Source organism: Burkholderia sp. BDU5 (genome assembly GCF_001522845.1).
GTDB lineage: Bacteria > Pseudomonadota > Gammaproteobacteria > Burkholderiales > Burkholderiaceae > Burkholderia > Burkholderia mayonis.
Window position 1 is genome coordinate 15614 of record NZ_LOWC01000160.1, and the last position, 13929, is coordinate 29542.

At 68.8% G+C, this 13929-nt stretch carries 14 protein-coding genes; 8 read left to right on the plus strand and 6 right to left on the minus strand.

All coding sequences use genetic code 11. From position 1 onward, the window contains the following. Window positions 1–104: 104 nt before the first annotated feature. The gene (locus WS69_RS26425) at window positions 105–1823 is read left to right on the plus strand and encodes a M48 family metalloprotease (RefSeq protein WP_059473604.1); all 1719 of its coding nucleotides are present in this window, start codon (window positions 105–107) and stop codon (window positions 1821–1823) included. A gap of 106 nt (window positions 1824–1929) precedes the next feature. Here WS69_RS26425 and WS69_RS26430 read toward each other — a convergent pair whose 3' ends face one another. The 6 genes from WS69_RS26430 to WS69_RS26455 form a co-directional block, all read right to left on the minus strand. Then, a complete protein-coding gene (locus WS69_RS26430; RefSeq protein ID WP_059473605.1) occupies window positions 1930–2526 on the minus strand; it encodes a DUF2946 family protein in 597 nt (198 codons plus the stop codon). Beyond that, window positions 2519–3553, minus strand: a complete 1035-nt coding sequence (locus tag WS69_RS26435; protein ID WP_059473606.1) for a hydrolase — start codon at window positions 3551–3553, stop codon at window positions 2519–2521. Before WS69_RS26435 ends, WS69_RS26430 begins: the two co-directional genes overlap by 8 nt. A gap of 18 nt (window positions 3554–3571) precedes the next feature. Further along, window positions 3572–4018, minus strand: a complete 447-nt coding sequence (locus WS69_RS26440) for a nuclear transport factor 2 family protein (protein WP_059473607.1) — start codon at window positions 4016–4018, stop codon at window positions 3572–3574. Window positions 4019–4147: 129 nt separating this feature from the next. Continuing rightward, window positions 4148–5188 (minus strand): lipopolysaccharide heptosyltransferase II, encoded by a 1041-nt coding sequence (gene waaF, locus WS69_RS26445; protein WP_059473608.1) that lies wholly within the window; start codon window positions 5186–5188, stop codon window positions 4148–4150. Between the two features lie 127 nt (window positions 5189–5315). Beyond that, the gene (locus tag WS69_RS26450) at window positions 5316–5513 is read right to left on the minus strand and encodes a zinc-finger domain-containing protein (protein WP_010101891.1); all 198 of its coding nucleotides are present in this window, start codon (window positions 5511–5513) and stop codon (window positions 5316–5318) included. Window positions 5514–5549: 36 nt separating this feature from the next. Continuing rightward, entirely contained in the window at window positions 5550–6473 is a 924-nt protein-coding gene (locus WS69_RS26455; protein ID WP_009892780.1) for a branched-chain amino acid transaminase, read from the minus strand. A gap of 221 nt (window positions 6474–6694) precedes the next feature. Here WS69_RS26455 and WS69_RS26460 point away from each other — a divergent pair, with 221 nt between their 5' ends. From WS69_RS26460 to purE, 7 genes are all read left to right on the plus strand, one after another. Then, window positions 6695–7456 (plus strand): AzlC family ABC transporter permease, encoded by a 762-nt coding sequence (locus WS69_RS26460; RefSeq protein WP_059473609.1) that lies wholly within the window; start codon window positions 6695–6697, stop codon window positions 7454–7456. Beyond that, the gene (locus WS69_RS26465; protein WP_059473610.1) at window positions 7453–7776 is read left to right on the plus strand and encodes an AzlD domain-containing protein; all 324 of its coding nucleotides are present in this window, start codon (window positions 7453–7455) and stop codon (window positions 7774–7776) included. The genes WS69_RS26460 and WS69_RS26465 overlap by 4 nt, the downstream gene beginning before the upstream one ends. Window positions 7777–8012: 236 nt before the next feature. Continuing rightward, entirely contained in the window at window positions 8013–9206 is a 1194-nt protein-coding gene (locus WS69_RS26470; protein WP_059473611.1) for a phosphoglycerate kinase, read from the plus strand. 342 nt (window positions 9207–9548) lie between these two features. Continuing rightward, window positions 9549–10985: a pyruvate kinase gene (gene pyk / locus WS69_RS26475; RefSeq protein WP_059473612.1), complete on the plus strand. Its 1437-nt coding sequence runs from the start codon at window positions 9549–9551 to the stop codon at window positions 10983–10985. A 270-nt stretch (window positions 10986–11255) separates the two neighbouring features. Then, complete coding sequence (gene fba / locus WS69_RS26480) at window positions 11256–12320, plus strand: class II fructose-bisphosphate aldolase (protein WP_059473613.1); 1065 nt, start codon at window positions 11256–11258, stop codon at window positions 12318–12320. 138 nt (window positions 12321–12458) lie between these two features. Continuing rightward, window positions 12459–13349, plus strand: a complete 891-nt coding sequence (locus WS69_RS26485) for a phosphoribosylaminoimidazolesuccinocarboxamide synthase (RefSeq protein ID WP_059473614.1) — start codon at window positions 12459–12461, stop codon at window positions 13347–13349. 35 nt (window positions 13350–13384) lie between these two features. Next, on the plus strand, window positions 13385–13903 hold the full coding sequence (gene purE, locus WS69_RS26490; protein ID WP_059473615.1) for a 5-(carboxyamino)imidazole ribonucleotide mutase: 519 nt from the start codon (window positions 13385–13387) through the stop codon (window positions 13901–13903). Window positions 13904–13929: the final 26 nt, after the last annotated feature.

A 13929-nucleotide genomic window follows, 5' to 3' on the forward strand; every position in this document is an offset into this window, starting at 1 on the left:
GATTCGAGCGGCGTGCGTCGGCGTCGCGCGAACGGCGGCCGGCGCGCCGTTACAATGACGCAGCTCCATCGATCATTAAGCCACGGCCGCCCTGATCCTTGTCCATGCGCGTCAAACCGTTGCTCGTCATGTCGCTGTCCGCGGCGCTCGCCCTGCCGCCCGGCGGCTACGCTCAGCCGCGCGCCGATGCTCCGCCGCTCGAATCCGCTCCCGCCACCGGCGCCGCCGCGGCCGCGCCGCTCGCGCCCGGCGCGATCTCGACCGTGCCGTCCGGCATCGCGCCCGGCGTGTTCGGCACGTACGGCGGCGCGGAGAGCCGGCTGTCCGATCCGGCGTCCGGCACGCCCAGTTTGCGCGCGCCGCTTCGATCGCTGCAACTGCCGGATCTCGGCGACGGCTCGGGCGGATCGCTGACGCCGCAGGCGGAGCGCCGTCTCGGCGAGCGCGTGATGCGCGAGGTGCGGCGCGATCCCGACTATCTCGACGACTGGCTCGCGCGCGACTACCTGAATTCGGTCGCGGCGAAGCTGTCGGCGGCGGCCGCCGCGCAGTTCATCGGCGGCTACATGCCCGACTTCGATCTGTTCGCGATGCGCGACCCGCAGATCAACGCGCTCTCGCTGCCGGGCGGCTTCATCGGCGTCAACAGCGGGCTCGTCGCGACGACGCAGACGGAATCCGAACTCGCGTCGGTGATCGGCCACGAGATGGGGCACGTGCTGCAGCGGCATATCGCGCGGATGATCGTCGCGAGCGAGAAGAGCGGCTATGCGGCGCTCGCGACGATGCTGTTCGGCGTGCTCGCGGGCATCCTCGCGCGCAGCGGCGATCTCGGCGGCGCGATCGCGATGGGCGGCCAGGCGTTCGCGGTCGATAGCCAGTTGCGGTTCTCGCGCACGGCCGAGCGCGAAGCGGACCGCGTCGGCTTTCAGCTGCTCGCGGGCGCGGGCTACGATCCGTACGGGATGCCGGGCTTCTTCGAGCGGCTCGAACGCGCGTCGATGAGCGACGCGGGCGTGCCCGCGTACGCGCGCACGCATCCGCTGACGGGCGAGCGGATCGCCGACATGGACGATCGCGCGCGCCGCGCGCCGTACAAGCAGCCGCGGCAGTCGCCGGAGTACGGCTTCGTGCGCGCGCGCCTGCGGATGCTGCAGAACCGCTCGCCGACCGATTACGCGAACGAGGTGCGGCGGATGCGCGCCGAGCTCGACGACAGAATCGCGCCGAACGTCGCGGCGAATTGGTACGGGATCGCGCTGGGCGAGATGCTGGGCGGCCGCTACGACGACGCGGACCGCGCGCTCGCGGCGGCGCGCGACGCGTTCACGCGCGTGGCCGCGAGCGAGGGCGACTCGGCGCGCAGCTCGCCGAGCCTCGACGTGCTCGCGGCGGAGATCGCGCGCCGCGCGGGCCGCACCGACGACGCGGTGCAGCTCGCCGCTACCGCGCAGCGGCGCTGGCCGGGCTCGCACGCGGCGATCGCCGCGCATCTGCAGGCGATCCTTGCCGCGCGTCGCTACGCGCAGGCGCAGGCGCTCGCGCAGTCCGAAGCGAGCGCCGATTCCGGCCAGCCGGATTGGTGGAATTATCTCGCGCAGGCTAGCCTCGGCAACGGCGATGCGGTGACGCAGCGCCGCGCGCTCGCGGAGAAATTCGCGCTCGAAGGCGCGTGGCCGTCGGCGATCCGGCAACTGCGCGAGGCGCGCGACATCAAGTCGGTCAGTTTCTACGAGCAGTCGATCATCAGCGCGCGGCTGCACGAGTTCGAGGCGCGCTACAAGGAAGAGCGGAAAGAGGACAAGGACGACAAGCGCAGCTGACGCGCGGCGCCGCGGCCGGCCCGCCCGGCGTTCGCTCCCGCAGCCGGCCCTTTTTCCCGACGACGTCGAACGACGCGCCGCGCGCGGACGCGAACCTTCCCGCGCGTCAGTCCGCCGCCTGACCGCCCACGCGCGCGGCCGGGCTCGCGACGAACCGGAACCGCCGCGCGACGTCGTCGCGCCGGATCGGCGCGAGCGGCAGGTCGACGCCGCCGCCGAGGTGCAGCACGCCGTGCGCGCCGTCGTCGTCGAGGTCCGCATGATCGGCGAAGAGCCCGAGATCGTGATCGTGCAGCGCGGCGACGCGCGGCGGCGTCGACGCGTCGGCGAACAGCACGCCGCCCGCATCGTCGAGCCACGCGCGCGCCGGCTCGAATGTGCGGCCCGTATGGTCGGTGAGCGCGACGCGCGCCGGATCGTCGCGATCGGCCGCGAGCCGGACGATCCACGGCGTGTACGCGAGCTCGACGTACACGCGCTGCGGCCCGTTCTGGAAGAACCACTGCCCGTCGGCGTCGCGTTCGTAGTTGCGGGCGATGAAGTCGATCAGCGCCGGGTGCCGGACAGGCGAGCCGAGCGCGCCCGCCGCCTGCGCCGCGTCGTCGCGCATCCGCCAGCCGCCGCGCCGGTCGAGCAGCAGCCATCCGGTGCAGTGCGGGACGTTCGGCCACTTGGCGAGCGCCTGTTTGACGATGTCATCCATGATCGGTGAAGCGTGAGCAGAAATCGAAGATGCGGGTCGGCAGCCAGTCGATGCGTCCCGGAAACGGGCCCGTCATGAAGCCCGCATGGCCGCCGTGCTCGGGCTGGTCGAGCACGACCGCGCGCGACACGTCGCGCGGGCCGGGCAGCGCCGACGCCGGCAGGAACGGATCGTTGCGCGCATTGAGGATCAGCGTCGGCACGTCGATCGCCGCGAGGAGCGGGCGCGTTGTCGCCTGCGTCCAGTAGTCGTTTGCGTCGACGAAGCCGTGCAGCGGCGCGGTCACGACGTCGTCGAAGTCGTGCATCGTGCGCGCGGCGAGCATCGTCTCCTTGTCGAAGAGCCTCGGATATTGCTCGAGCTTGACGAGCGCCTTCAGCTTCAGCGTTTTCAGGAAGCTGTGCGTGTAGACCATCGAGAAGCCTTGCGACAGCGCGCGTCCGCCCGCGTGGACATCGATCGGCGTCGAGACCGCCGTGGCCGCCGTGACGATCGACGTATCGCCGCGCCGCTCGCCGAGCCAGCGCAGCAGCACGTTGCCGCCGAGCGACACGCCGACCGCGACGAGCGGCCCGCGATGGCTTTTCGCGAGCCGCCGCAGGATCCAGTCGACTTCGGCGCTGTCGGCGAGGTGATAGAAGCGCGGCATCCGGTTCATCTCGCCGCTGCAACTGCGGAAATGCGGGACGACACCGTGCCAGCCGCGTGCGCGGGCGGCCGCCATCAGCACGCGTGCGTAATGTGAATCGGAGCTGCCTTCGAGGCCGTGGAACAGCACGACGAGCGGGGCGTTCGGCTCGGGCGCCGCGCCGTCCGGATAGGCGAGCCAGTCGATGTCGATGAAGTCGCCGTCGGGCGTGTCCCAGCGCTCGCGCCGGTATCCGACGTCCGGCCGGCGCGCGAAGAGCGCGGGGACGATTGTCTGCGCGTGGCTCGTCGGCAGCCAGAGCGGCGCGCGGTAGAGGGACGAGGCTGCCGGGCGGGCGGTCTCGTCGGCAGCGGGAAGCGGAGGAAGCGCGGTGCTCATCGCTGCAAACGCCTGTGCTTAGTGGAGCGGCCCCTGAGCGTGGCGGATCTTGGCGGCGAACTGAGTCGCCGTCTGCTCGGGGATCGGGCTCGCGTGGATGTGTGCGATCCGCCATTCGCCGCGCTCGTGGATCATCACGTAGGTCGTGAACACCATCTGCGGCTCGGCTGTGAGATCGGCCGGCTGGTGCGCCTCGGCAACCGCGTAGACGACGGTGCCGAGGCTGTCGTAGACGCGGATGTCGAGCGGCTCGATCGTGACGGGCTGGGTCGACAGCCGTTGCGCGAACCCGCTCCTGATCTGCTCGAGGCCGTGCAGATGCGAGCCGTCTGCCCAGATGCAGCTGGCGAAATCCTCGTCGATCCAGAGGACCATCAGCGCGTCGAGGTTGGCGTCGGCGACTGCCTGATAGTACGCGTTCAGCGTATCGGCGGCGGCTTCGAAGAGGCGGGCAAAACGTGGCATCGGGTCTATCTCTCGCGCGCGGCGCGCGCCGTTTCATCAAGGCGGCCCATGCATGAGCAGGGCCGCCCGCTTACCGGTGAGTCGGGTGCGGGTGCGCGGCGCGTGACGGGCGGCCTTGCGGCCGCGGCGTCAGCGCTGTCCGACGAGCATCCCGCGCAAATCGCCGAACACCTGCTCCGGGCTCAGCTCGCGCAGGCACTTCAGGTGGCCGAGCGGGCATTCGCGTTCGAAGCAGGGACTGCATTCGAGATGCAGCCATTGTACCTTTGCCAGGTCCGACAGCGGGGGGGTATGACGCGGATCCGTCGACCCGTAGAGCGCGACGAGCGGCCGGCGCAGCGCTGCCGCGACGTGCATCAGCCCGGAATCGTTCGTGACGACCGCGTTCGCGCGCGCGATCAGCGCGCACGCCTCGGTGAGCGAAGTCTGGCCGCAGAGGTTGCGCACGTTCGGCGCGCGCTCGGCGATCGCCTGCGCGGGCGTCGCGTCCTTCGGCGAGCCGAGCGCGACGATCTGCGTATAGGGAAAAGACTGACTCACGCTCTGCGCGAGCGCCGCGAAGTGCTCGGGCGGCCAGCGCTTGGCCGGGCCGTACTCGGCGCCCGGGCAGAACACGACGAGCGGCTTGCGCGTATCGAGGTTGAAGCGCGCGGACACGCGCGCCGTCTCGTTCAGGTCCGCTTCGAGCCGCGGTGGCGGCAGCGTCTTGAACGACTCGGGCAGCTTCGCGCCGGGTGCGTATGCAAGCGTCGCGTAATGTTGGACCATCGGCGCGCGCTCGTCGCGCGCCTTGCCCGGATTCGCGTGGCGCACGTTGAGGAGCGCGTAGCGATGCTCGCCCGTGTAGCCGATCCTCAGCGGAATGCCGGCGAGCCATGGGATCAGCGCGGACTTCAGCGAGTTCGGCAGCACGTACGCGGCGTCGTAGCCGACGTCGCGCAGATCGCTCGCGAGCTGCCAGCGGCGCAGCATCTGCAGCTTGCCATGCGCGAGATCGGTCGCGTGGACATCGTGTATCTCGGGCATCCGCTCGAGCGCGGGCGCGACCCACGTCGGGGCCACGGCGTCGATGACGATGCGGGGATGCAGTTTCTTCAGCAGCGCGAAAAGCGGCTGCGCCATCAATGCGTCACCGATCCAGTTCGGTGCGATAACCAACGCGCGACGCATCAGGTCGATTTCCGATGTCGTAATGAAGCGCGACGCTCACGCGCCGCGCTCGGGTTGCGGGGGAGGGGCGTCGGCGCGTGCCGGTCGGACCGGCCGCGCCGCGTCGGGCGGAACAGCCGCCGCGCGCTCAATGATGGCCGCGGACGATTTCGCCTTCGCGCAGCTTGTAGCGCGTGCCGCAGTACGGGCAGCGCGCTTCGCCGTGCGAGACGTCGATGAACACGCGCGGATGCGCGCTCCAGCGCGGCATCGCGGGGTTCGGGCAGTAAGCGGGCAGATCCTTGGCCGTCAGTTCGATGAGCGGCATTTCCTTGATTTCACTCATGGGGCTTTCTCGTTATGGCGATGGCGAGCGGCGCGCTCAAATCTTGGTGAGCCAGTCCGCGTGCTTCGCGCTCTTGCCGTTCACGACGTCGAAGAACGCGCTCTGCAGCTTCTCGGTGATCGGGCCGCGCGCGCCGCTGCCGATCGTGCGGTTGTCGAGCTCGCGGATCGGCGTGACTTCGGCCGCGGTGCCGGTGAAGAACGCTTCGTCGGCCGTGTAGACCTCGTCGCGCGTGATGCGCTTCTCGATCACTTCGATGCCGGCTTCTTTCGCGAGCGTGATGACCGTGTCGCGCGTGATGCCGTCGAGGCACGACGCGAGATCGGGCGTGTAGAGCTTGCCGCGGTTCACGAGGAAGAAGTTCTCGCCGGAGCCTTCGGACACGTAGCCGTCGACGTCGAGGAGGAGCGCCTCGTCGTAGCCGTCGGCCGTCGCTTCCTGGTTCGCGAGGATCGAGTTCACGTACCAGCCCGACGCCTTCGCGCGCACCATCGACACGTTCACGTGATGGCGGGTGAACGAAGACGTCTTCACGCGGATGCCCTTCGCGAGGCCTTCCTCGCCGAGGTACGCGCCCCACGGCCAGGCCGCGATCGCGACGTGGATCGTGTTGCCCTTCGCCGACACGCCGAGCTTCTCCGAGCCGATCCAGATGATCGGGCGCAGGTAGCACGACTCGAGCTTGTTCTCGCGGACGACGTCGCGCTGCGCCGCCTCGAGCGTTTCCTGGTCGAACGGCACGTCCATCTGGAAGATCTTCGCCGAGTTCAGCAGGCGCTTCGTGTGCTCCTTCAGGCGGAAGATCGCCGTGCCGCCGTCGGCCGTCTTGTATGCACGCACGCCCTCGAAGACGCCCATGCCGTAGTGCAGCGTGTGAGTCAGCACGTGGATCTTGGCGTCGCGCCATTCGATCAGCTTGCCGTCCATCCAAATCTTGCCGTCGCGATCGGCCATTGACATAGGTCTTCTCCTAGTGGATGCGGGGTGCGCAGAAGCAGCGCGCGGCGGCTCGGAACGGCGCCGCGTCGCAAAGACGCTCATTTTAGCGTTTTTGTGCGGGCAACGGTCGGTACGGCGGGGTCCGGCGCTATAATCGACGCGCAACCTGCGTGAAAAATAACGGGCGGCGGCGCGCGACGCGCGCGAGCGGCCCGGCTTTCCGCCTTCGCGGCGCTTCCCCGATGCTCGCTCGCTTCTCCGCCTCCGACCGCTTCGCCCTCGTCCAGGGCTTCCGCGACTTTTCCCCGACGCTGATGGCGATCCTGTCGTGGGGGCTCGTCACCGGCATCGCGATGAGCAAGTCTTTGCTGTCGACGGGGCAGGCGGTCGGCATGTCGGTCCTCGTCTACGCAGGCTCGTCGCAGCTCGCGGTGCTGCCCCTTTTCGCCGCGAAACTGCCCGTCTGGACGATTCTGCTCACGGCCGCGATGGTCAACATGCGCTTCGTGATCTTCAGCGCAGGGCTCGCGCCCCATTTCTCGTATCTGCCGCTGTGGCGGCGCTTCGCGATCGGCTATTTCAACGGCGACGTGATCTATCTGCTGTTCCAGAAGCAGGGCTTCGCGACGGGCCACGTGCCCGGCAAGGAAGCCTATTTCTGGGGGATGGCGCTCACGAGCTGGTTCGCTTGGCAGGCGTCGTCGCTCGTCGGCATCGCGCTCGCGAGCGTGTTTCCCGACAGCTGGGGGCTTGCGCTCGCCGGCACGCTCGCGCTGATTCCGATCATGGTGTCCGCGATCTCGAACCGCTCGACGCTCGCGGCCGTCGCGATCGCCGGGATCGTGTCGCTCGTCGCGTTCGAGCTGCCGTACCGGCTCGCGCTGCCGCTCGCGGTGTGCGCGGCGCTCGCGGCGGGCAGCGTCGCCGACTGGTTCGTCGAACGCGCCGACTGGCGGCGCATCCGCGCGGCGGGCCGCGCGACGCATTCGGAGGACATCGAATGAGCGCCTGGCAGATCTGGCTCGCGATTGCCGGGATGACGCTCGTCACTGCGGTCACGCGCGCGTTCTTTCTTGTCGGCGGCGAGCGCACGGTGCTGCCCGAGCGCGTGCAGCGCTCGCTGCGCTACGCGCCCGCCGCCGCGCTCGTCGCGGTCGTCCTGCCCGATGTGCTCGAGACGCGCGCGGGCATCTCGTTCGCGCTGTCGAACCACGATTTCTACGCAGCCGCGGCGGGCCTCGCGTGGTTCCTGTGGCGTCGCAGCATGCTCGGCACGATCGTCGTCGGGATGCTCGTGTTCACCGCGCTGCGGATCCTGTTCTGACGCAACGCCGCCGCGCGTCTCGCGGCCGCCGCGCGGGCGCGACCCAACCGCGCACGTCGCCGCCAAATAGCAGGAATTCGCCGCCGCGCGGGGTAGCGCGCCGGGCGGATCGGCTAGAATGACCCCTTCCGGAATTTTTCGCGCGCGCGTCGCGCGGGCCTTGCCGTGCGAGGCGCCCGGGTCGGCAGCCCGCGCGCGCATCGTACCGCTTTCCTTCATCAACCTTCATCAGTCCCATGAGCCAAGTAAAGCGTCTTACCGACCTGATCGCCGAAGGCAAGCTCTCCGGCAAACGTGTGTTCATCCGCGCCGATCTGAACGTGCCGCAGGACGATCACGGCAACATCACCGAAGACACGCGCATCCGCGCGTCGGTGCCCGCGATCCAGGCGGCGCTCGACGCGGGCGCGGCCGTGATGGTCACGTCGCACCTTGGCCGCCCGACGGAAGGCGAGTTCAAGCCCGAGGATTCGCTCGCGCCCGTCGCGAAGCGACTGGCCGAGCTGCTCGGCCGCGATGTGCCGCTCGTCGCGCACTGGGTCGAGAACGGCGTTTCGGTCGCGCCGGGCCAGGTCGCGCTGCTCGAGAACTGCCGCGTGAACAAGGGCGAGAAGAAGAATTCGGACGAGCTTGCGCAGAAGATGGCGAAGCTCTGCGACGTCTACGTGAACGACGCATTCGGCACCGCGCACCGCGCGGAAGCCACGACGCACGGCATCGCGAAGTACGCGCCCATCGCATGCGCGGGCCCGCTGCTGGCGGCCGAGCTCGACGCGCTCGGCAAGGCGCTCGGCAACCCGAAGCGCCCGCTCGTCGCGATCGTCGCCGGCTCGAAGGTGTCGACGAAGCTGACGATCCTCAAGTCGCTCGCGGCGAAGGTCGATCAACTGATCGTCGGCGGCGGCATCGCGAACACGTTCATGCTCGCGGCCGGCCTGTCGATCGGCAAGTCGCTCGCGGAAGCCGATCTCGTCGACGAGGCGAAGGCGATCATCGACGAAGCCCGCAAGCTCGGCGCGTCGGTGCCGATCCCGACCGACGTCGTCGTCGCGAAGGAATTCTCGCCGACGGCCGCGGCCACCGTGAAGAGCGTCGCCGATATCGAAGCCGACGACATGATCCTCGACATCGGGCCGGAAACCGCGAAGGCGCTCGCCGGCCAGCTCGAGAAGGCGGGGACGATCGTCTGGAACGGCCCGGTCGGCGTGTTCGAATTCGACCAGTTCGGCCACGGCACGAAGACGCTTGCCGACGCGATCGCGAACTCGGCCGCGTTCTCGATCGCAGGCGGCGGCGACACGCTCGCCGCGATCGCGAAGTACGGGATTCACGACAAGGTCAGCTATACCTCGACGGGCGGCGGCGCGTTCCTCGAATTCCTCGAGGGCAAGAAGCTGCCCGCCGTCGAAGTGCTCGAAACGCGCGCGTAAGCGCATGACGCGGCGCGCGTCGCATCCGCTTCGCGCGCGGCATGAAGTACGAAGCGCGGCCGGCCATGCCGGCCGCCCGCGCGACGGCGGCGGGGCATGCGGATTGCGCCCGGCGCTGCAGCGGTGGCAGTCGGCCGCTCGCGCGGCGGGCCGCGTGAGCGGCCCCGCCGAACCCGATACGACGACGCGGCGCCGGCTGCCCATGCCGGCGTCCGCGGACAAAGCGACGCCGGGCGCAGCATGCACCGGCGCGCGTTCCGGAGCGGCGGCGGCTGGGCCGCGCGGCTTTCGGCTCTCGCGGCGGTACATCCAGCGCTTTCACTCAGTCAAACGAGGAGATTCATGCATCGCGCCACCAAGATAGTCGCCACGATCGGTCCGGCATCCAGCTCGCCGGAGGTCCTGTTGCAGATGATGCACGCGGGTCTCGACGTCGTGCGGCTCAATTTCTCGCATGGCACCGCCGACGATCACCGCGAACGCGCCGAGCTGGTCCGCGAGGCCGCGCGGCGGGTCGGCCGGGAAATCGCGATCATGGCGGACCTGCAGGGACCGAAGATCCGCGTCGGCAAGTTCGAGGCGGGCAAGACGACGCTCGCGCCCGGCCAGCCGTTCATCCTCGACGCGACGTGCGAGCTCGGCAACGACGAGCGGGTCGGCCTCGACTACAAGGATCTGCCGCGCGACCTGAAGCCGGGCGACGTGCTGCTCCTGAACGACGGCCTCATCGTGCTGAAGGTCGACCGCGTGCTCGGCGACGAGATCCACACGACAGTCAAGGTGGGCGGCGATCTGTCGAACAACAAGGGGATCAACCGGCAGGGCGGCGGGCTGTCGGCGCCCGCGCTGACCGCGAAGGACATGGAGGACATTCGCACCGCGATGTCGCTCGGCGCGGATCTCGTCGCCGTGTCGTTCCCGAAGAACGCGACCGACATGGAGATGGCGCGCCAGCTCGCGAACATCGCGGGCGCGCCTTACGGCATCAAGCCGAAGATGATCGCGAAGATCGAGCGCGCGGAGGCGATTCCGGCGCTGCAGGAGATCCTCGACGCGTCGGACGGCATCATGGTCGCGCGCGGCGACCTGGCCGTCGAGGTCGGCAACGCGGCCGTGCCCGCCCTGCAGAAGCGGATGATCCGGATGGCGCGCGAATCGAACAAGCTCGTGATCACCGCGACGCAGATGATGGAGTCGATGATCCACGCGCCCGTGCCGACCCGCGCGGAGGTGTCGGACGTCGCGAACGCGGTGCTCGACGGCACCGACGCGGTGATGCTGTCCGCCGAGACCGCGACGGGCAAGTACCCGGCCGTCACGATCGAGGCGATGGCGGCTGTCTGCGTCGAGGCGGAGAAGTCCGAGCACGTCGAGCTCGACAAGGATTTCCTCGACCGCACGTTTACGCGGATCGACCAGTCGATCGCGATGGGCGCGCTCTTCACCGCGTACCACCTGGGCGCGAAGGCGATCGTCGCGCTGACCGAATCGGGCGCGACGGCGCTCTGGATGTCGCGCCACTACACGCACGTGCCGATCTTCGCGCTGACGCCGCGGGTCGGCAGCGAGCGCGCGATGGCCCTCTTTCGCAACGTGACCCCGCTGCACGTCGACTTCGACAGCGATCGCGATTCCGCGCTGCAGCAGGCGCTCGAGCTGATCGTGCGGCACGGCTACGTCGCGCATGGCGACATGGTCGTGCTGACGGTCGGCGAGCCGATGGGGCAGGCGGGCGGCACGAACACGCTGAAGATCGTGCGCGTCGGCGAGCATTACTGATACCGAGCCGGCTGCGGGACGCCCGCCGGGCATGCCGCTTGCGCCTGGAACGAGCCGCGTGGGGTCGGATGCCCCCGCGGCTTTTTGCTTGAAAGCGGTCTGAAAGACGTAACAAATTGCCAGCGAATCCGCCATTTGGTCTGAATCGGGGGCGCTTCGCGATAAAATGCGGCTATTCGACGCTCGGCCGCGCCGGTTCTCCCGTCTTCCGTCGGGGCGGGCCGTAAGACGCCGCGTAGGGTGCAAGGTTTTCATTCAAGGAGTACCACAATGCCTCTCGTATCAATGCGTCAACTGCTGGATCACGCGGCGGAAAACGGCTACGGCCTGCCCGCATTCAACGTGAACAACCTGGAGCAGGTGCAGGCGATCATGGCGGCCGCCGACGAAGTCGGCGCGCCCGTGATCATGCAGGCGTCGGCGGGCGCCCGGAAGTACGCGGGCGAGCCGTTCCTGCGCCACCTGATCGAAGCGGCGGTCGAGTCGTACCCGCACATTCCCGTCGTGATGCACCAGGACCACGGCCAGTCGCCGGCGGTGTGTCTGACTGCGATCCGCAGCGGCTTCACGAGCGTGATGATGGACGGCTCGCTGCAGGCCGACGGCAAGACGGTCGCATCGTACGAATACAACGTCGACGTGTCGAAGAAGGTCGTCGAGATGGCGCACTCGATCGGCGTGACGGTCGAGGCCGAGCTCGGCGTGCTCGGTTCGCTCGAGACGATGAAGGGCGACAAGGAAGACGGCCACGGCGCGGAAGGCACGATGACCCGCGAGCAATTGCTGACGGATCCCGAGCAGGCTGCCGACTTCGTCAAGCTCACGCAGTGCGACGCGCTCGCGATCGCGATCGGCACGTCGCACGGCGCGTACAAGTTCACGAAGAAGCCGACGGGCGACATCCTGTCGATCCAGCGGATCAAGGAAATCCACGCGCGCATCCCGAACACGCACCTCGTGATGCACGGTTCGTCGTCGGTGCCGCAGGACCTGCTCGCGGAAATCCGCGAGTTCGGCGGCGACATGAAGGAAACCTACGGCGTGCCCGTCGAGGAGATCCAGGAAGGCATCAAGCACGGCGTGCGCAAGGTCAACATCGACACCGACCTGCGTCTCGCGATCACGGGCGCGATCCGCCGCTACATGTTCGAGAATCCGGGCAAGTTCGACCCGCGCGATTACCTGAAGCCCGCGCGCGAAGCGGCGAAGAAGATCTGCGTCGCGCGCTATCTGGCGTTCGGCTGCGAAGGCCAGGCGGCGAAGATCAAGCCGGTTGCGCTCGACAAGATGGCCGAGAAGTACAAGGCCGGCGACCTCGCGCAAGTGGTGCGTTAAATGGTGCTGCGCGGCCGGACGGAAGAGGGCGCCGCCCTTCGCCGTCCGGCCGCGGGCAGGTTGCAAGACCGCCGTTCCCGCGTGCCGACGGGAACGGCGTTTCCCTTTTTGTTTGGCTCTTAATTCTGCGAAAAGACGATGTCTACCCTTTACGAATCCACGCTGCGCTCGCTGCCGCTCCTCGGTCGCGGCAAGGTCCGCGACAACTACGCGCTCGGCAACGACAAGCTCCTGATCGTCACGACCGATCGCCTGTCGGCGTTCGACGTCATCATGGGCGAGCCGATTCCGAACAAGGGGCGCGTCCTGAATCAGATGGCGAACTTCTGGTTCGACAAGCTCGCGCACATCGTCCCGAACCACCTGACGGGCGTCGCGCCGGAGACGGTCGTCGCGGCTGACGAGGTCGAGCAGGTGAAGGGGCGCGGCGTCGTCGTCAAGCGTCTCGAGCCGATCCTCGTCGAGGCGGTCGTGCGCGGCTATCTCGCGGGCAGCGGCTGGAAAGACTACCAGGCGACGGGCAAGGTGTGCGGCGTCGAGCTGCCGGCCGGCCTCTCGAACTCGCAGAAGCTCCCCGAGCCGATCTTCACGCCCGCGGCCAAGGCGGAGATGGGCCATCACGACGAGAACATCTCGTTCGAGGAAACCGAGCGCCGCATCGGCACCGAGCTTGCCGCGACGATCCGCGACATCTCGATCAAGCTGTACAAGGAAGCCGCCGACTACGCGGCGACGCGCGGCATCATCATCGCCGACACCAAGTTCGAGTTCGGCCTCGACGGGCACGGCAAGCTGTTCCTGATGGACGAAGCGCTGACGGCCGACTCGTCGCGCTTCTGGCCGGCCGACGAGTACCAGGTCGGCACGAACCCGCCGTCGTTCGACAAGCAGTTCGTCCGCGACTGGCTCGAGGCGCAGGACTGGAACAAGGAGCCGCCCGCGCCGAAGCTGCCCGACGACGTGATCGCGAAGACGAGCGCGAAATACCAGGAAGCGCTCGAGCGCATCACGGGCAAGACGCTCGACTGACCATCGTCCGATTCACCGAAACAAGGAAGCGCACGATGAGCGAAGTCCAGACCGCCCACACGCACAGCGCGCCGCTCGTCGGCGTGCTGATGGGTTCCAGTTCCGATTGGGACGTGATGCAGCATGCCGTCGCGATCCTGCAGGCGTTCGACGTGCCGTACGAGGCCAAGGTCGTGTCCGCGCACCGGATGCCCGACGAGATGTTCGACTACGCGGAGAAGGCGCGCGAGCGCGGCCTGCGCGCGATCATCGCGGGCGCGGGCGGCGCGGCGCACCTGCCCGGCATGCTGGCCGCGAAGACGACGGTGCCCGTGCTCGGCGTGCCGGTCGCGAGCAGGTACCTGAAGGGCGTCGATTCGCTGCATTCGATCGTGCAGATGCCGAAGGGCGTGCCCGTCGCGACGTTCGCGATCGGCGAGGCCGGCGCGGCGAACGCGGCGCTTTTCGCGGTGTCGATCCTGTCCGGCACGTCGACCGACTACGCGAACCGGCTCGCCGCGTTCCGCGTGCGGCAGAACGAAGCCGCGCACGCGATGGTGCTGCCGCCGCTGTGAGGCCGCCGCGCAGCCGCCGGCGACCT

Bases quoted from the DNA above. Each gene is read 5' to 3' on its own strand.
- WS69_RS26460 (WP_059473609.1), top strand. From the start codon at position 6,695: ATGCTCGCTCGCTTCTCCGCCTCCGACCGCTTCGCCCTCGTCCAGGGC.
- WS69_RS26425 (WP_059473604.1), top strand. From the start codon at position 105: ATGCGCGTCAAACCGTTGCTCGTCATGTCGCTGTCCGCGGCGCTCGCC.
- WS69_RS26465 (WP_059473610.1), top strand. From the start codon at position 7,453: ATGAGCGCCTGGCAGATCTGGCTCGCGATTGCCGGGATGACGCTCGTC.
- pyk (WP_059473612.1), top strand. From the start codon at position 9,549: ATGCATCGCGCCACCAAGATAGTCGCCACGATCGGTCCGGCATCCAGC.
- WS69_RS26455 (WP_009892780.1), bottom strand. From the start codon at position 6,473: ATGTCAATGGCCGATCGCGACGGCAAGATTTGGATGGACGGCAAGCTG.
- WS69_RS26470 (WP_059473611.1), top strand. From the start codon at position 8,013: ATGAGCCAAGTAAAGCGTCTTACCGACCTGATCGCCGAAGGCAAGCTC.
- purE (WP_059473615.1), top strand. From the start codon at position 13,385: ATGAGCGAAGTCCAGACCGCCCACACGCACAGCGCGCCGCTCGTCGGC.
- WS69_RS26440 (WP_059473607.1), bottom strand. From the start codon at position 4,018: ATGCCACGTTTTGCCCGCCTCTTCGAAGCCGCCGCCGATACGCTGAAC.
- WS69_RS26485 (WP_059473614.1), top strand. From the start codon at position 12,459: ATGTCTACCCTTTACGAATCCACGCTGCGCTCGCTGCCGCTCCTCGGT.
- WS69_RS26430 (WP_059473605.1), bottom strand. From the start codon at position 2,526: ATGGATGACATCGTCAAACAGGCGCTCGCCAAGTGGCCGAACGTCCCG.
- fba (WP_059473613.1), top strand. From the start codon at position 11,256: ATGCCTCTCGTATCAATGCGTCAACTGCTGGATCACGCGGCGGAAAAC.
- WS69_RS26435 (WP_059473606.1), bottom strand. From the start codon at position 3,553: ATGAGCACCGCGCTTCCTCCGCTTCCCGCTGCCGACGAGACCGCCCGC.
- waaF (WP_059473608.1), bottom strand. From the start codon at position 5,188: ATGCGTCGCGCGTTGGTTATCGCACCGAACTGGATCGGTGACGCATTG.
- WS69_RS26450 (WP_010101891.1), bottom strand. From the start codon at position 5,513: ATGAGTGAAATCAAGGAAATGCCGCTCATCGAACTGACGGCCAAGGAT.